Source organism: Streptomyces flavofungini (assembly GCF_041028215.1).
In the GTDB taxonomy this organism is placed as follows: Bacteria; Actinomycetota; Actinomycetes; order Streptomycetales; family Streptomycetaceae; genus Streptomyces; species Streptomyces flavofungini_B.
On sequence record NZ_JASKYR010000085.1, the window covers coordinates 1 to 17,180 of the forward strand.

General features: G+C 71.9%; 15 protein-coding genes. 6 read left to right on the plus strand and 9 right to left on the minus strand.

Annotated elements, in window-relative coordinates:
* Positions 1-172: 172 nt before the first annotated feature.
* Positions 173-490: a DUF1844 domain-containing protein gene (locus tag AB8Z36_RS08760; RefSeq protein WP_369212650.1), complete on the plus strand. Its 318-nt coding sequence runs from the start codon at positions 173-175 to the stop codon at positions 488-490.
* 19 nt (positions 491-509) lie between these two features.
* Here AB8Z36_RS08760 and AB8Z36_RS08765 read toward each other — a convergent pair whose 3' ends face one another.
* The 3 genes from AB8Z36_RS08765 to AB8Z36_RS08775 are packed head-to-tail and all read right to left on the minus strand — an operon-like array spanning position 510 to position 3,320.
* Positions 510-1,244, minus strand: coding sequence for an SseB family protein (locus AB8Z36_RS08765; RefSeq protein WP_369212638.1), 735 nt, complete (start codon positions 1,242-1,244; stop codon positions 510-512).
* A gap of 49 nt (positions 1,245-1,293) precedes the next feature.
* Positions 1,294-2,511: a type VII secretion-associated serine protease mycosin gene (gene mycP / locus AB8Z36_RS08770; protein WP_369212639.1), complete on the minus strand. Its 1,218-nt coding sequence runs from the start codon at positions 2,509-2,511 to the stop codon at positions 1,294-1,296.
* On the minus strand, positions 2,508-3,320 hold the full coding sequence (locus AB8Z36_RS08775; protein WP_369212640.1) for a hypothetical protein: 813 nt from the start codon (positions 3,318-3,320) through the stop codon (positions 2,508-2,510). Before AB8Z36_RS08775 ends, mycP begins: the two co-directional genes overlap by 4 nt.
* A gap of 195 nt (positions 3,321-3,515) precedes the next feature.
* Here AB8Z36_RS08775 and AB8Z36_RS08780 point away from each other — a divergent pair, with 195 nt between their 5' ends.
* The 4 genes from AB8Z36_RS08780 to AB8Z36_RS08795 all read left to right on the plus strand — a co-directional run bounded on the left by AB8Z36_RS08780 (position 3,516) and on the right by AB8Z36_RS08795 (position 6,097).
* On the plus strand, positions 3,516-4,826 hold the full coding sequence (locus AB8Z36_RS08780) for a serine hydrolase domain-containing protein (protein WP_369212651.1): 1,311 nt from the start codon (positions 3,516-3,518) through the stop codon (positions 4,824-4,826).
* Positions 4,827-4,952: 126 nt separating this feature from the next.
* Positions 4,953-5,162 (plus strand): hypothetical protein, encoded by a 210-nt coding sequence (locus AB8Z36_RS08785; RefSeq protein ID WP_369212641.1) that lies wholly within the window; start codon positions 4,953-4,955, stop codon positions 5,160-5,162.
* A gap of 117 nt (positions 5,163-5,279) precedes the next feature.
* A complete protein-coding gene (locus tag AB8Z36_RS08790) occupies positions 5,280-5,864 on the plus strand; it encodes a DUF2975 domain-containing protein (protein WP_369212642.1) in 585 nt (194 codons plus the stop codon).
* On the plus strand, positions 5,864-6,097 hold the full coding sequence (locus AB8Z36_RS08795; protein ID WP_369212643.1) for a helix-turn-helix domain-containing protein: 234 nt from the start codon (positions 5,864-5,866) through the stop codon (positions 6,095-6,097). Before AB8Z36_RS08790 ends, AB8Z36_RS08795 begins: the two co-directional genes overlap by 1 nt.
* Positions 6,098-6,359: 262 nt before the next feature.
* Here AB8Z36_RS08795 and AB8Z36_RS08800 read toward each other — a convergent pair whose 3' ends face one another.
* From AB8Z36_RS08800 to AB8Z36_RS08820, 5 genes are all read right to left on the minus strand, one after another.
* Entirely contained in the window at positions 6,360-6,788 is a 429-nt protein-coding gene (locus AB8Z36_RS08800) for a hypothetical protein (protein WP_369212644.1), read from the minus strand.
* A gap of 50 nt (positions 6,789-6,838) precedes the next feature.
* Positions 6,839-11,206, minus strand: a complete 4,368-nt coding sequence (locus AB8Z36_RS08805) for a DNRLRE domain-containing protein (protein WP_369212645.1) — start codon at positions 11,204-11,206, stop codon at positions 6,839-6,841.
* A 311-nt stretch (positions 11,207-11,517) separates the two neighbouring features.
* A complete protein-coding gene (locus AB8Z36_RS08810) occupies positions 11,518-11,883 on the minus strand; it encodes a hypothetical protein (RefSeq protein WP_369212646.1) in 366 nt (121 codons plus the stop codon).
* 10 nt (positions 11,884-11,893) lie between these two features.
* Positions 11,894-13,333 (minus strand): endonuclease/exonuclease/phosphatase family protein, encoded by a 1,440-nt coding sequence (locus tag AB8Z36_RS08815; protein WP_369212647.1) that lies wholly within the window; start codon positions 13,331-13,333, stop codon positions 11,894-11,896.
* Positions 13,334-13,468: 135 nt separating this feature from the next.
* On the minus strand, positions 13,469-14,011 hold the full coding sequence (locus AB8Z36_RS08820) for a GNAT family N-acetyltransferase (protein ID WP_369212648.1): 543 nt from the start codon (positions 14,009-14,011) through the stop codon (positions 13,469-13,471).
* A 292-nt stretch (positions 14,012-14,303) separates the two neighbouring features.
* On the opposite strand from AB8Z36_RS08820, the gene AB8Z36_RS08825 reads away from it, so the two are divergent.
* Complete coding sequence (locus AB8Z36_RS08825; protein WP_369212652.1) at positions 14,304-15,935, plus strand: aminotransferase class V-fold PLP-dependent enzyme; 1,632 nt, start codon at positions 14,304-14,306, stop codon at positions 15,933-15,935.
* Between the two features lie 24 nt (positions 15,936-15,959).
* Here AB8Z36_RS08825 and AB8Z36_RS08830 read toward each other — a convergent pair.
* Positions 15,960-17,180 (minus strand): YeeE/YedE family protein (locus AB8Z36_RS08830; protein ID WP_369212649.1); only part of this gene is annotated, 1,221 nt, incomplete at its 5' end.

Below are 17,180 nucleotides of genomic sequence, written 5' to 3' on the forward strand. Positions count from 1 at the left end.
CAGGGTCGGCCTCTCCGTCGCCACCGGCTGGCACTCCGCCGACCTCACCCTGGCCCCCGGCCACTACGCCGACCGCCGGGACCGCACTCTGCGCACCATCCCCGAACTGCGGCGCCTGTGGGCGGGCGCACCCSCCGAGTCCCCCGCCGGTGACTCCCCCAGTTTCGACACCATGACCCGTGACATCGCGGACGTCCCCGCGGTCGAGGTGATCACCACGGTGGCGGTCCACCTGATGAGCGCCGCCGCCGTGAACCTCGGCCTCGCCGAGGGCGGCGAGGGCCACAAGGACCTCGACGAGGCCCGCAAGCTGATCCACTCCCTCGCGGGCCTGATGGACGCGAGCGCCACGGAGATCAGCTCCTTCCACGCGGCGCCGCTGCGGGACGGCCTGAAGTCCCTCCAGCTCGCCTTCCGCGAGGCCTCGCTCGTGCCGGACGAGCCCGGTCAGGGCCCCGGCGAGAAGTACACGGGCCCGGTCTTCGGCTGAGCCCGCACCGCGCGCGCGGTCAGCCCGTACGTACGTAGAGGGGCTCGCCCGGTGGCGTCGCCCCGGCCGGCAGGAGTGCCAGGTCGAGGCCGCGCACCAGGCGGGCCCTCAGTGTTTCGTCGGCGGCGATGAGCCGCGCCACGCGCCCCGCGGCGGCCGCCGGGTCGGCGTCGGTGCCGAGGACGAGGGCGAGGGTGCCGTCGGAGGGGCCGGGGCCGAGATGGGCACGGAGGACGGCGGGCTCGGCGGCGACGGCGGCGCGCACGGCCTCGCGCACGGCGGGGTCGGCCAGCGGGTCCGCGTCGGCGCGGCCCTCGGCGAGGGCGAGCAGCGCGGTCCTGCCGAGTTCGTAGGGGACGGGGCCCGCGAGGTCGAGGACGATCGTGTCGGCCTGTTCGTGGGCGGCGGCCTGGAGCGCCTGGTGCAGGGGTACGGCGACGGGGCGGGCGGCCGGGTCCCACAGGGCGAGGGCCTCGGTGGAGGTGAACGCGGGCAGGGCCTTGCGGTCTCCGGCCTTCAGCGTGGGCACGGCCATGTCGCTCGTCTTCTCGCGGCGCAGCCCGTTCTCGTCCTCCTCCACCTCGCCGAGCACGGCGACGACGGGCACCAGCAGCCGGGCTCCGGCGAGGGCCGCGAGCACGGGCCCGTGGGCGGTGCGGTCCTCGGCCCACCCGGCGAGCGCCGCGGCGAGCGCGGGGTCGGCCGACCCGTCGTCGTCGGAGAAACCGGGGTCGGGAATGTTCTTGTTCGCCACGGTCCGACCCTACAGAGCCGGGCCGGGGGCCACGGCGGCAGGTCGGGGGCTACAGCGGCAGTCCGGCGCGGCCCCGGGAGCGGGGCGCGGACCTGCCGCGCCACAGGTGGACGGAGGCCGCGAGGAGGGCGATGCCCAGGCCGCCCGCGAGGGGGCCGACCCAGCCCGCGGCGCCGTCCTCGCTCCCGGCCGTGCCGGGGCCGGGACCGAAGTACTTCTCCCCGTACGCCGTGGCGCGCAGCTTGTCCGGCTTGAGCCCTCCGGCGCGGGTGAGGGCCGCCGCGGGGTCGATGAAGCCGTAGCCGCGCGCGTCGTCACGGCCGCCGGACGGGGCGTCGCGGGCGGTGTCCTCCAGAAGCTGCTTGATCTGCGCGGGCGCGAGGTCCGGGTACCGGGCGCGGATCAGGGCGACCGTCCCGGAGACGAAGGCGGAGGCGGCGCTGGTGCCCCAGCCCTCGTAGTACTTGCGGTCGGGGTCGGCGATCACGATGTCGTCGCCGGGCGCGGCGACGGTGGCGTACCAGCGGCGGGTGGAGAAGGAGGCGCGGGCGCCGTTCTCGTCGACGGCCGTCGCGGCGATCACCCCGGGGTAGGCGGCCGGGTAGGAGATGTGGTCGCCGCGCTCGCCCCCGTTGCCCGCGGAGGCGACGACGGCGACGCCCTTCTTGAGGGCGTACTGCACGGCGGCGTCCTCGGACGGCTCGGGGTGCGCGGACCTGGAGTCGTCGCCGAGGGAGAGGTTGATGACGTCCGCGCCGTGGTCGGCGGCCCAGCGGATGCCGTCGGCGAGGGCGTTGCCCCGGGTGTTGCGGGCCTTCCTGCGGGCCGGGTCGCCGTCCTCCAGGATCACCCGGACGGGCAGGATCTTCGCCTCGGGCGCGATGCCGAGCACGCCGTCGCCCCGGCCCTCGCCGTGACCGTGGCCCGCGATGATCCCGGCCATGGCGGTGCCGTGCCGGGCCCAGGAGCGGTCGCCGCGGGAGGCGCCGAAGCCCACCATGTCCTTGCCCGCGAGGACGTTGCCCGCGAGGTCCGGGTGCTGGTCGTCTATGCCGGTGTCCAGGACGGCGACGGTGATGCCGCGCCCCTTGGTGGTCTGCCAGACCTGGCCGGTGTGCAGGGCGTCGAGGGCCCACTGCTGGACGCGGATGCCGTCGTCGGCGCGGGCGGTCGCCGCCGGGGCGAGCACCAGCGCGGCGACGAGCGCGCCGACGAGGCCCCGTCGGTGGTGCCGGCGCTGGTGCCGTCGGCTCCGGCCGTTCCTCATGCGTCCCTCTCCGCGTCCGCGATGGTCTTGCGCAGGGTCCGCTCGACGCGGTCGGCGATGCCCTTCGCCTCGTGGCCGAGGCCGGACTGGGCGGGGGCCGAGTCGTTGCCGTCCATCGCCTCCGCCGCGGGCTCGGGGTCGGTGACGGCCCTGCCGTCGGCGAAGCCGGACACCGCGTACGCGACGACGGGCGCGTCCGGGAGCACGGACAGGGTCCAGGCCGCGCGCTGGGCGTCCCCGAAGTCCTCGGCGAGGGTGCCGTCGGCGGCGTAGGTGCGCGGCATCAGGTCGGTGCGCCGGTCGAGCCCCTCCTCCGTCATGCGGTTGCGCAGCGCCCGCATGCCGTCGGCGTCCGCCTTGGCGAACAGCAGGCCCACGGTGGTGACATGGCTCCGGGTGGCGTCGGCGTAGGTGGCGCGCAGCAGGCGGAGGCAGCCGACGGGGGCGAGGGCCTTGGCGAGCAGCGGGTCGAAGGCGGCGCGGCAGCCGCTGTCCGGGGCGACGGCGACGCGGGTCCAGGAGCGGTCGGCGCCGCCGGGGCCCGCGCCGCCGCCCTTGAGGGTGCGCGGGAAGAGCCGGTCGACGGGGACGCTGTGCCAGAGCGCGCCCGTGACCGCGTACGCGCCCGCGGTGCCGCCGCTCGCCGCGGACTCGCCGGTCAGCCAACTGCCGGTGACCGCGCCGCCGATGAGGCCGAGCCCGACGACCGCGCAGGCCGCGGCGGCGGCCACCCGGGGGCGCGCCCAGGCGCCGACGCGGCGCAGCCGGGTGGTGGTGTCGTCGTACAGGGCGGGCCGCGCGAACACCACGAACGGGCGCCCCGCGCCGGGTCCGGGCGTCAGATCGACGGCGCCGACGGCACGGCGGGCGGCGGTGGCGCGCGGCGGCTCCTGCCCCGCGGGCGGGTCCTGCTCGTCCGGGACGGGCCGCGGCCGGGCGGTGGTCTCCTCGGGCGCCTCGGACTCGACGGGCGGGGCCGAGCCGTCACCCCGGACACACCGTTCCTGTGGGGTTCGGTCGCGAAGCCGTTCACGGCCCTCGCCGTGATGCGACTGGCGGAGGCGGGCCGGGTGGATCTCGACGCTCCGGCGCGGACCTATCTGCCCTGGTTCCGGCTCGCCGACGAGGACGCTTCCGACCGCATCACGGTCCGCCACCTGCTGACCAACACCAGCGGCATCCCTGCCTCCGCCAGCACCGAGATCGCCGACCGCTACGACAACACTCCGGGGGCCCTGGCCGATGCGGTCCGAGACCTCGCGCGGATACCCCCCGCGAACGGGCCGGGTGAGTCCTACGCCTACTCCAGCGCCGGGTACGTGGTGCTCGGTGCGTTGGTCGAGGAGGTGTCCGGGCGGCCGTTCGGCACCTACCTGCACGAGGAGATCCTCGATCCGCTCGGCATGGAGCACGCCGTCGCCACCGCGCGGGACTTCCGGCGCGAGAGGGTGGCACCCGGTCACCGACTGCTGTTCGGCAAGGCGGCCCGCTTCAACGCCCCGTACGACACCTCGGGCACTCCGGCGTCCCATGTCGGCGGCAGCGTACGGGACTTGAGCCGTCTTGCCCTGGCCGAACTCGGAGGCGGGCGGCTCGACGGGCGGCGGGTCCTCTCGGCGAAAGGGATCGCGGAGACCCAGCGCGGCCAGGTAGACAGCGACATCGACCGCTTCGGCCTCGGCTGGTCCGTAGGAACACTCAAAGGCACCGCCAAAGGCGCCAGCAATGGCACCAGCGACGGCACCGGCAATGACAACGGCACCGGCGAGCGTATGGTCTGGAAGTCCGGCTCCCTGCCCGGTTATGACGCCATGGTCGTCATGCTCCCCGACAGCGACCGGGCCGTGATCGTCGTGCAGAACGCCTTCCACCTGCTGCGGGCCCAGGAGTTCCACGACGCGGCGTTCGGAGTGGCGCGCATCCTGTCCGGAGAGGACCCGGAGTCCACCTCCCCCGATCCGCTGGCGCTGCTCCTGCCCTGGGCGACGGCGGTACTGGCCGGGGCGCTGGCGTTGTGCGTGGCTGCCCCGGCCCTGCGCCTGCTGCCCGGACGGCGGGCAGCGGCCCGCGCCCGCTCCCGGCGCCGCATCATGGTGAACACCTTCGCGTCGGCCGCCGGGTCGCTGACGCTCGCGGCACTTCTGTGGTGGGTGCTGCCCTCGGCCCTCGGCGGCTCCATCGAGTCGGCCTTGCTGTGGATGCCCGACGCGGGGTGGGGCGCGGTCACCGCCGTGGTCGTCGCGCTGGTGCTCGCGGCGGAGCGCACGGTGCTCGCCGTGCTCGACCTCCGGCGCCGGGGAGGAGATGCGTGTTGACGCGTCCTCGCTCGGCCGAAGCGTGCCCCGGGCCTGTGGCCAGCGCGGATGCAACCGCTGCGTGAAGATGGCGTGAAGGCTCGCGGACGTCCCTCCGCGCGCTGTCGCGTCGCTCGTTTCCCGGGCATGGACGAAGCCCCCAGTCACCCTCCGCACGCCGAGCTGGCCTCCGCCTACTGGCTTGACTCGCCCGTTCTCACGCGGCACGGGATGTGTGCCTGCGCCCTCGACGCCCCGAAGCCCGCGGAACGTTCGCCGGCCGGAGTGGGGTGGTGTCTTGTGGTCGGCGCGGCCTGCGCTCTCATCGCCGCCGCGCTCGCCCTGGCCGTCACCTGACTCGACTCCGTTGCGGGACGCGGGCTGCGGGTTGCGTGCTCCGGACTGCCGACTTGTCGAATATCGATATGCTCCCCTACTCTTTCGGCGTATCGAAAAACGATAGGGAGGCATGCGGTGAACACGCGACTGACCAAGGCCCTGGCGTCAGCGAGCTTCGTGCTGGCGATGCTCAGTGGAATCGTCTTCGTCGGCACGGCGGTGACGCACATGATGGATGACGGGGCGGTCTGCACGGAGACGGGCTTCTGGGCCAACGCCACGCTGGAGCACCCGCTGCCGATCCGGGACGGCGTGGAGGCGTCCAGCAGTGCCACCCGCCTCTGCCAGGACCATCCCTCCGGGGGTCAGCGCGCGGCCGAACTCGGAAGCAGGCTGCCCTGGGTGCTGTTCGGCACCCTGGCGCTGCTGCTCTTCTCGCGGCTGCTCGAGACCGTCGTGCTGCGGGGACCGTTCACCGACGCGGTGGCGCGGCGGCTGTCCGCCCTCGGCTGGTTCGTCACGCTGGGCACGCCGCTGGCCGGTCTCATCGGCGGCTGGTCGCACTCCTGGCTCGTGGGCAGCATGGCGCCGATGGTGGGATCGGGGCCGACCGTCACCGGCCCGCAGGTGCTCGTTCTCGCTGGGCTCGCCGGGGTCATCATGGGTAAGATCATGCGAGAGGGTGTACGCATGCGAGAGGACCTCGAAGGAACCATCTGATGGCCGAAGAGGAACTCCACGGGATCCGCATCCACCTCGACCAACTCCTCGCCGAGCGCGGCATGACCCTCACCGAACTGTCCGCGCGGGTCGGCATCACCGTGGTCAACCTGTCCGTCCTCAAGAACGGGCGCGCCAAGGCCATCCGCTTCTCCACCCTGTCGCGGATCTGCGAGGTTTTGCAGTGCCAGCCGGGCGACCTGATCAGCCATGACCCCGACGTGTCGGCCTAGGCAAATTCCAGTCGCGTCGGCGGCGGCAGTCCATAGAGTGCGGGCATGTCCTTGGTGATACCCACCCGCTTCAGCGGTGATCCCGACCGTGTGGCCCTGATGCTGCCCGGCACCGGTTTACTTCACCTGCCGCAGCGGACACCTGGAAGGGGGGGTGGACATGGAAGTGCGGGTCCATGGCCGGGTACGTCGAAGGCCCCGGGCGTCCACGAGGACACTCCGGGGCCTTCTGCTCGGGTGACCGGCTGCCTTCCGGGGCCGGTTACCCCTTGCCGGGCTCCTTGCCGGGCTCCTCGCCGGTGACGATTCCGTAGGCCCAGTCGTCGTCGGTGTCCGCTTCGAGGGTGAGGGGCAGCACGCCCGGCACACCCCGGAAGCGGATCTTCACGGTGACGTACTTCTTCGGGTCCACGGCGAAGTCGGCGGTCATCGGCTTCCGCGCCGCGTCACCCCACTTCGCCACCCACTTCTCCGCGGTCCTCTCGGCGTCCTCGCCGTCGTACGACAGTTTCGCCAGGCCCTCCTCGTCGTGCTGCTGGATGCGCACGAGGGCCTTCTCGACCAGGGCCAGGGTCTCCGAGGAGGGCTGCCCGGTCACGGAGAGGTCGAGGTCGGCTCTGCCGTCCTTGACGTGCGGGGGTGTGTGGTCGGTCGTGCACGCCCCGAGCAGGAGAGCCGCTGCCGCGACCACGGCGGCCGGGGCGCCCCGGCCCCGTCCGTGTCGGCGTCGACGTCCGTGTCTCAACTGCGCCTCCCGGGCCTGATGATGCTCACGGCCGTGATCTTCTTGGGCTTGAGCCACTGGCTGAGCGTGGTGTGGTTCTTGCTGCCGTGCTGGGTGATGGAGATCTTGCCCCGGCTGCCGCCGGTGACGACACCAGCATGATTCCACTGCCGGTCCTTCTTGTAGTACGCGAAGATCACATCACCCGGACGGACGTCGTACCGGGAGATCTCGCGGCCGCCCCGGTGGTTCTTGAGGTGCTGGCGGAGGTTGGCGGCACCGGCCCAGGTGTAGCTGTCGAGGCGCTTCCAGCCGATGTTGTTGCGGAACCAGCGCGAGAGGTTCTTGCGGCCGCCCTTGCGCTGCTTCATCTTGCCGCCGTGGTGCAGAGCCTTGGACACGAAGTTCGTGCAGTCCTGGCCGTACTCCCACTTGATGCCGACATGGCGCTTGGCCCAGCTCGCGGTGCCGCTGCCCTTGGGGGCGGCGGCGCGCAGCATCGGCGAACCGGCCGTCGGCGCGGACTCCCCGGGCAGCATGCCGTCGGCGTCCAGTTCGACCAGCGGGGCCTCCTGCTCGCCCTCGGTGACCTCCTCGATGCTGTCCTCGGCCAGGGGCGCGACCGTCGCGGACTTCGCGGCGTCGGCGGTCGTGGGCAGCGTCACCTCGACGCCCGCGTCGTCGGCCTCCATGTGCAGGACACCGCGCGTGAAGACGAAGCGGCCCGCGAGTTCGCCCTCCTCCTGCTCCTCGGTGCCGTCCTTGTGGGTCAGCACGCTCTGCTCGGTAAACCGGCCGCGGACGACGACGGAGCCGTCGGGTCCGGGGCCGGTGAGCGGGTCGTCGAGCTTGCTGGTGATCGAGGAGTAGTGCTGGTCGTGCCGCGCGTACCCCTCACGCCTGCGGTTGAGTTCCGGCTCCTGTTCCGTGAGCAGGTCGCGGAACATCGCGCCGTGCGGGGACGCGGCGGCCGCCTTCTCGGCCGTGGTGTAGGTGCCCTTGAGGATTCCGGCACGGGCGGTGGCGTAGTCGCGTACGGCCTGGGTGTACTTCGCCTCGTCGGCCACGGCCACCGGCTTGGTGGCGGGAGAGGTGGCGGCGGGGGAAGTGCCGTACTTGGTGGTGGCGGTCAGGGTCACCGTGTGCTCGGCGCCGTTGGTGAGGTCCGGTACGACGAGCCGGGTGTCCTCGGTGGTGGTGCGGGCGACCTCGGTGTCGCCCTTGCGGACGACCACGGTGTACCTCAGCGCCCCGGGAGCGTCGTCGGCCGTGTCGGACGCCTCGGCCGGGTCGTTCGCGGCGCCGGGGTCGGCCGGTGCGTTCCAGGTGACCAGGAGGCCGCCGTCGCCCGGCACGGCACGGACACTGGTGGGCGCGCCGGGAGCCGAGGCGGCGATGTACCTGATCACCAGCTTGGGGCGCTTGGCCGGGTCGGTGGCGCGTGAGGAGTGGTAGACGACGCCGGGTGCGGCGCTCTTCTCGTCGCCGAGCTGGAGGCTGAGACCGTGGTTGTCGTCGGGCGACAGCCAGCCGTCCACGAGCGGGGCGATGTTGAGGTCGCCGATCGCTGCCGGAAGCTCGTCGTCGGCCTCGAACGCCTCATCACTGGCGGCCGCGGCCAGCGCCTGACCGTCCTGTTCGGGGGACCAGGGCTCGGCGAGGTCGCGCGCGGTCGCGGCCGGTTCCTCGCAGCCGTCGGCGGCGTCCGCGGCATCTGCGGCATCGGCGTCCGCCGGGCAGTCGGCGCGGTGCAGCTCAAGGCGCGCGTCGGTGATCCTGGCACCGGAGGGGACGGCCGAGAGGTCCGCCTTGAACCAGGCCCGCCAGGCCGTGGAGTCCGGCGTGCCGACCCGCAGCAGCTCGTCCTTGACGGCGGCGCAGGCGGCGCCGTCGCAGTCCTTGGCGCCCACGGGAGCGCTGGCGTCGCTGAGCGCGCTGCCGGAGATCTCGACCGTACGGGTCGCCGGTTCGGGGGCGTCCTTGGGGGCCTTGGCGGTGAAGGACCGCTTCTCCGTCCACTTCGAGCAGGCCTCGTCACCGCAGGCACGCATCGCCCAGCGGTAGGTGGCGCCTGCCGTGAGGGTGTCCTCGGGGATCACCGTGGCGACCCGGCTGCCGCTGTCCGCGTCGGCGGGAACCAGCGGTACGTCGGTCATCGCCTCGCCCGCCGCGTCGTACAGCGCGAACTCGCCGTGCACGCGCTCCTGGGAAGCGGAGGTCAGCACGCCGGAGAGCATCGGGGTGGCCGTGTCCGTCGCGCCTTCCTGAAGCGCTCCGGGGACGTCGGGGACCGGCAGGACGGACGGCTTGGCGCCGACGCCGAACTGGAACGCGGCCGTGCCCGAGAGCAGTCCCGCCGAGTCGACGGTACGGGCGTGCAGGGTGTGCCAGCCCTTGGCGGCCTTGACCTTCACGGTCTGCGGCTTGCCGCCGGTGCCCGCGGGATCGTTGACGGCCTGCGGCGTCTGCGCGTCGTCGAGACCCCACAGGAAGCCACGGCCGTCCGTGGAAGCCGTGCTGAAGGTGCACTCGATCTCACCGGCCGGCCTGTCCGTCCACTGCTCGGCGGTGAACCCCTCACAGCGGACCGCCGGGGTGGCGGGCTTGCCGACATTGACGCGGAAGCGCACATAGCCGCTCCAGGCGCCGTACGCGGAGCCGTCGTGGGCGCGCGAGCGCACGCGGTAGCCGAAGGAGCCCAGCTTCTTGTCCGCCGGGATCGTCAGCTTGGCGATGCCGCCCGATGCGACACCCGCACTCGTGCCGGTCCAGGAGTAGGTGCCCGCGTCGTTGAACGCCGGGTCGGCGCTGACCTCGAACTGCGCCTTGACCGTACCGCCGTCGGGGTCGGCGACCTTGGCCGAGAGAGTCGGCGTGAGCGAGGTGGCGTAGGTGCGCTTGTTGTACGAGTTGTACGCCGAAGGCGCCAGGGTCACCGCACTCGGCGTGCCCGGCGGATTGTTGTACGTGACGGAGAGAACGGGCACATGGCCGGCCGCGTTGCGGGAGGCGAACCGCTTCCAGGCGTAGGAGTCCTTCTCGTCCTGCGCACGCAGGCCCAGCGTGTTCTCGTCGTGCGGATTGGCCGCCCACGCCTGCGCCAGGGACTTGATGTCGGCGCTCACCCAGCCCTCGGCGCAGCCGGTGCCGCCCTTGGTCTGGGTCGAAGTGGCCCACTTGCGGTGCCAGGTGGGCTGCGCGCTCCAGCGGCTCGCGGTGGAGGCGGCGGAGGTGTCCCACACCTCCCAGGCGGCCGCCTTGCACGACCAGGAGTGGTGGTTCCACAGCTTCAGCGTGGCCGACTTGATCTCGCGGCCCTTCACCGGCTTGTTGTCGAACTTGAGGAAGGAGCGGGCCACCTGGCCCGCGCCGTTGTTGCCGAGCTTGAGTTCCTTGGCGGCCGACTGGTCGGTGTTGTAGCCCTCCTGCACGAACGTGGTGAACGTGGTCAGCAGGTTCACCGACGGGTCGACGGTCACCGGGAACTTCGTCTTCTCATCGGCGAGGAACGCGGCGTCCGGGGTGAGCGTCAGGTCGACCCGGTCACCGTCCTGCGCGACGGTCATGGCGACCGGTGCGCGGTGGGTGTGCTCGCCGGAGCGCTCGTCGTACCTGGCGTCCCACATGACCGGGGCGGGCAGCGTCCCCGCGGCCCGTCCGGCCGCGTCGGTGAACGACACTCCGCCGCCGGACTCCGCCTTGGCGGTCAGCCCCTTGGCGGTGAGCGTCATGCGCAGGGTGCCCGCCTCGTCCACGGCCTTCGGGGAGTTCAGGACCACGGACTGCTCGAAGCCGGTCCTGGTGGCGTCCACGACGAGGTCCGCGTGCGGCAGGGCGTCACGGTAGGTGGCCTTGGTGCCGTCGACGCGGGGTACGGGCAGCGCGCCGCGCCAGCCCAGTTCGACCCGCTGACCCTTCTGTGTGGTCAGCGAGACCAGGGGCGTCGCGGCGGGCACGGCCTCGGCGGCGCGCAGGCGGCGGGTGGCCGCCGCGTCCTTGCGCTCGGGCGTCGCCCCGGCCAACGTCAGCCCGAGCGGGTGCGCCTTGGCCCCGACGCGGCCGTCCGTCAGCTTGGCGAGGCCGATGTCCACGGGGGTCCACTCCCCGTCGTCGCCGCGGAACCGCACCGGCCCCGCGGCCTGCTCCTCGGTGAGCGTCCCGTCGGGATTGGCCCACACCGTCCTGGTCTCGGTGCGCTCCCCGACGACCTCGACGCGCTTGTCCTCCAGGCGGGCCCGGAGGATGGCGGCGGTGGCGTCGTCTCCGGCCGCCGGTTCGGCCACGATGCCCCGCGGCACGGTGGCGCCCGCCTCGACGGCGGTGAGGCCCGCAACGGCGGCCTCCACGACAAGCAGTCCGGACAGCGCGAGGCACGTGGTCAACACACGCCCGGATCTGCGCTTGCGACGTGTCGTCACAAGTTCCCCTCCCAGTAAAAACAAGATCAAGAGGGGGAAAAGTTAGCGTGAGAATTTCGTGAAACAGGGGGCCAGAGGCACTGAAACGGACGTGCTGAAGGTCCCGAAGCGGACAGTCACCTGGTGTCGTGCGTCACGCTGGACGCCCGTACGCGCCCACAACCTACCGCCGCCGAGCGGTTCGGGACACGTCACGGCCCCCGATGCCCGGCAGCGGACGCCGCGTCAGCTCGCGGTCCACGGCGTCCGCCCGGTCCTGCCCTCTCATGGCTGACGACTCACGAACATCGGCGCCCCATCTTCGCGAACCGGCGGTTGAACCCCTTGGTGTCCCACCACTCCTCCAGAAGGCCGCGCACCAGCTCGACCAGTCGGCGAAGACGCTCGGGATCGGGCGAGGGCGAGGTGAACACGTCCACGAAGGACTTGTCGTTCCAGGGCAGCGTGCACACCCAGCACTCGCCGTCCCCAGGACCCCTCTGGCCGCCAGGGCCCCTCTGCTCGACGACGAGCCGGTAGGTCAGCGTGATGCTGCGATCCGGTCGGTGCTCCACCGTCAGATCCGTGACGTTGAACCTGGTCGCGTCGTCGCCGGTGGTGTACGAGCGGGCCAGGGCGCGCTCGGCCGGGGTGTGAGTCGTCATGTGCGTCCGCCTACCGCGCCGGGAGCGTCACGGTCCCCCATACAGGACGGTGGTCCGAGGGGTTGTCGGTGTCGGTGCCGATGGTGCAGCCGGACCAGGTCGCCGGGGAGGCGGCGAAGAGGTAGTCCAGCTTGGAGCTGCCCGCCGTGGGGCGGTTGGCGGGCTGGTCGCACTCCTTGTACGCGTCGTACAGCGGCTGCAGGACGGGCACGCTGCTCTCGGTGGGTGTGACGGTGGGGGTGGCGTTCAGGTCACCGCCGATGAGAGCCCGATATCCGCTGTACCGCGCGGCCTGCTGGGCCAGATTGGCGGCCTGGGCCTGCTGCGTGTGCCGCGACGGGTCGTCGTAGTTGGGGCCGCCGGTGCTGAAGTGGGCCGTGCAGGCCATGACGGCCCAGGAGCGGACGGCGGCGCACAGCGCGGTGCGGCGCTCCTTCTTGTCCGGCGAATCCAGCTCGACCGCCTTGTACCAGGTGTTCTCGGCGGGCACGGCGATCGCGACACCGTAGGCCTCGCGGTTCTTGGCGCATGACTTCTGCGCGAAGCGATCGGGAGCGACCTTGAGCTGGATGGGAGCGAACCGGACGTCCCACGTGTCCGCCCCGCCGTCCCTGGCCTCCAGTTTGTGCTCCAGCGGCTTGGCCAGCTTCTCGCAGAACTCCTGGAGGAAGATCACGTCGGCCTTGGCGGTGGTGGCCCGCTGCGTGACGGCGTCGGTGAATTCGTCCGCCGAGAGTTTGTACATGCCGCAGTCACCGTTGTTGCTACAGGTGTTCCACGTCAGCGTGCGGAGGCTGCGTGCCGGTGCGGGGAGGGTGGCGGCGGGCGGCTCGTCCGAGGCGGGGAAGGGGATTCTCACGAGCTTGAACTGCTCCCAGGAGCCGGGCGCCGTGGCCGTCCGTGCGCGCAGCAGCCCTTGGTCGGCACCCGTGGTGTTGACCTCGGCGGAGACGTAATAGTCCTTGGAGACGCCGTTCTCGGTGAAGTTGTAGCGCAGCGCGAACCAGCCGTCCGCCAGACTGACCAGTTCGAACTTCTCCCAGTTCCCGAAGGCTTCGTCCTGGCGGGCGCGGAGCATGCCGAAGTGGGAATCCGCGTCGTGGAACTCCGCGGACACGTACTGGCCGTTCGCCTCGGAACGCAGAGCGGCGGCGAGTGCGTACTTGTCGGTGTGGAGGGTGAACGTCTCCGCCGGTCGCAGCGCGGCCGGGTCGGAACAGTCCACCCGCGCGCGGAGCTTGGCCGCCTGACTGCCCGTTTCGTCGGTCGCCACCGATGCGCACACCGGCTTCCCGGCCTTGTCGCTGGCCGCCTTCGACTGGAGCGCGTACCTCTGTCCCGCCGACTTCTCGGTCAGGATGTCACCGGCCTGCGCCGACGGTGCTATGGACAGCGTGAGAAGCGTGAGCAGCAGCCCACACAGGGCTCCCGCACGGGTGGTTCTTCGCAAGGCGACTCCGTTCGTCTTTCCCTTACGGGCGTCAAGTGCCGTAGGGGGTGTGGATCATCCCACGCGGTGAACGGCACCGTTCCTGCCTGTGTACTCTCTCCGAACGGCCCCGCGCAGGTGCGGAGTTGAAGCAGTTCAATGGGCGGGGCGGTCCACGCGGTAGACGAAGTGCACGCGGTCGTCGACCGGATTGTCCGGCTCCAGGGAAGCTGTGGCGTAGCGGCGGAACCCGGCCTTCTCCAGCATCCGCCAGGACGCGCGGTTGGCGGAGTGGACGGGGACGATGATGCTCGTCGCGTCCGGGTGGTCGACCCAGGTGGCCGGGACGAACGCCTGCATGAGGCGCGTGCCGAGCCCCTGTCCGGTCAGCCGGACGTCGCCGATCAGGTAGTCGAGAGTGATCGCCCGCTCGGGTACCTCGGCCTGGGACGTCAGATCGCCGAGGTACTGCGGATAGTCGGCGACCCAGCACCGCTGCACCAAGCCGACCGGGTTCCCGTCGACGGAGACGAGGAAGTCTTCCGACGGCTCCTCGCCCCGGGCCGCCGGCCCGAAGTCGCGGGCGATGGCCTCGGGCGCGGTCTCGTGGTTCCACCAGCGTGCGACATGAGGCTGACGGAGCCACCCCCTCAGCAGCGTGAAGTCGGTCTCGCCGAGTCTGCGCCATGTGATCGTCACGGTAAGCTCCCACAGGATTGGTACCGTCTCCGGCCTTTATGCCAGACGGCCAGGCGTCGAGGCACCGGGATTTCGCCGGGTGGCGCCACCGTGCTGGGGCGGTGCGGCCGTGTGGTGCCTCGGTGAACCGCCGGAGCAGAACAAGCGTCGTAACAATGTGGACTTATACGCGCCAGGAACCTTCAACCCCGATATTGCCGATACCTTCGATACCTTCGGTACGTCTGATGCTTCCAATACCTCCGATGCCATCGATACCTCCGATGTCCTGCGACGCATTCGCGCCGGTCTCATCGGGGAGGGCGATCTCGCATCCGGTCCTTTCGGTCCACGAAGGATCACGTACGCGGACTGGACGGCGTCGGGCCGTTCCCTGTCCTTCATCGAGGACTATCTGCGCGAGGCCGTGCTTCCTCGCTATGCGAACACCCATACGCAGAGCTCGGAGAACGGCCGCTTGACGGGTCGGCTCCGAGAAGAGGCCCGCGCGATCATCGCGGACGCCGTGGGTGCGGGAGCCGGCCACCACGTCATCTTCTGCGGCTCCGGCACGACGGGCGCCGTGGACAAATTGATCGGCATACTCGGGCTGCGGGGCACCGGCACGGGCACGCGGCGACCGGAGGCCGAACGGCCCGTCGTCTTCGTCGGCCCCTACGAGCACCACTCCAACGAACTGCCGTGGCGCGAATCCCAGGCGGATGTCGTGGTCATACGTGAGGACCCCCGAGGGGGCGTCGACCTGGCGGACCTGAGCAGTCGACTGAGGGAGTACGCGCACCGTCCGCTGCGCATCGCCAGCATGTCCGCTGCCTCGAACGTCACCGGCATCCTGACGGACACGGACGCCGTGGCCACCCTCCTGCACCGCCACGGCGCCCTGTCCTTCTGGGACTACGCCACCGCGGGCCCGTACCTGCCCATCCGTGTGGGCGAGTCGCGGCCCGGACGCGTGGACCACAAGGACGCCGTCTTCCTGTCCCCGCACAAGTTCGTGGGCGGTCCGCAGACGCCCGGCGTACTCATCGTCCACCGCGACCTGATGAGCAACTCGGTGCCTGTCGTCCCGGGCGGCGGCACGGTCACCTACGTGGGACCGGACGGCCACCGATACGTACCCGACCTCGTGGCACGTGAAGAGGGCGGCACCCCCGCGATCATCGAGTCCATCAGGGCGGGCCTCGTCTTCGCGCTGAAGGAATCCGTCGGCACCGACCTGATCCGGGCCCGCGAGGACCAGGCATGGGCTGCGGTGCGTGAGCGCTGGCTCCAGCATCCCGGGATCGAGGTGCTGGGCAACACCGACGCGCCCCGGCTCCCGGTGGTCTCCTTCCTGATCCGCCACGGGGACGGGTATCTGCACCACAACTTCGTGACGGCGCTTCTGAACGACCTGTTCGGCATCCAGGCGCGGGGCGGGTGTTCGTGCGCGGGACCGTACGGACACCGCCTTCTTGGCATCGGCACGACGCGTTCGCACGCCTACCGTGACGTGGTCGCCGACGACGGACTCGAAGGGCTGAAGCCGGGCTGGACCCGGGTCAGCTTCCCGTATTTCATGTCCGACAGGGTCCGCGCCCATGTCGTCGAAGCGGTCGAGATCGTCGCCGAATCGGGGCACCGACTGCTCACCGACTACCGCTTCGACGTCGGCACCGGAGTCTGGCGCCATCGCGCCGCCCCACCGGAACCGGACTCGGACCTCGGGGGTCTGCGCACCGCCCTCGCGGCCACGGAACGCCGCCCCACGCGCCGCTCGGCGGGGGAGGAGGCGCTACGGGAACACCGGCAGGAGACCCGCCGCATCCTCGCCTCACTCCCGAGCGGCCCCGGCAGCGGCCCCGGCGACGGGGCCATCGACCTGCCACCCGAGGCCGAGGCCCTGCGCTGGTTCCCACTGCCGCACGAAGCCGACGGGGCCTGAGGGGCGACGGGGCGGGCCGCCGGATCAGCAGACGCTGTCCGTTGGCTTGGGGTTGGGCAGGCCGAACAGTGGGCGCAGCCGGAGGCCTGCCCAGGTGCCGAGGATGGCTACGGCGCCCCAGATCCAGCCGTGGAGGGAGCCGGAGGCGATCCCCGCCAGGTAGGCGCCGATGTTGCAGCCCCCGGCGAGGCGGGCGCCGACGCCCATCAGGATGCCGCCGATGACGGCGGCCAGCGCCGTGCGGGCGGGGATGGCGCGGTGCAGTCGCCACACGCCGCCCGCGGCCGCGGCGACGGCCGCGCCGACCATGATGCCGATGTCGGTGAGGCTGTTCTTGTCGGCAAGGACCGGTCCCGACAGTTGGGCCGCGCTGCCCGGCTGCTGCCAGAACGCCCAGGTCTCCGGTGAGCCGCCGAGCGCGCCCGCGACCTTGGACCCCCACAGGGCGAACGCGCTGGTGACACCCCAGGCGCCGCCCGAGACGAGCAGGACGCCCGCGCCCAGCACCGCGAGGACCACGGCGCCCGCCGCCAGCGGCCAGGAGCCCCGCACCGTACGGCGGAGGGTGCCGCGCGCCGATGGCGGGGTGCCGACCGGCGGGGGAGTGCGGCGGGCCTGCACGGCGCGCGAGATGAACCAGATTCCGGCGAGCGCCGCGATCGTCACCGCCCAGGAGCCGAACCAGCCGATGTGGTCGGAGAGCACGTACGGGTCGAGCGCGGGCAGCCCGTTCCAGAGGTTGAACTGCCAGGCGGCGAGGGTGGAGCCGGTGATGAAGCCGAAGAGGGTGAGCACGATGGTGCCCTGGCCGGACCCGACGGCGAACAGGGTCCCGGAAGCGCAGGCACCGCCGAGCTGCATACCGATGGCGAAGAGGAAGGCACCGATGAGCAGGGCCACCCCGATCGGTCCGGCGCTGGGGGTCGGCACCGAGCCGAACAGGCCGCTGCCGGTGCCGATGACCAGGGCGAAGAGCGTCGCGGTGGTGCCGAGCAGCAGGGTGTGGGCACGCAGGCCGGTGCCGTTGCCGACGGCCACCAGTTGCCGCCACGCGGAAGTGAAGCCGAACCGGGAGTGGAACAGGGCGAACCCCAGACCGAGCCCGAGCAGCAGCAGGACACCGGGCTTGGCCCCGTGCTCCGCGAAGACGTAGCCGGTGAGCGCGGCACCGATGGCACCGGCGATCGCCAGCGGCACGCGCCCGACCGGCGGCAGGGCCGCGGCCTCGGGCGCGGGGGTGTGGGT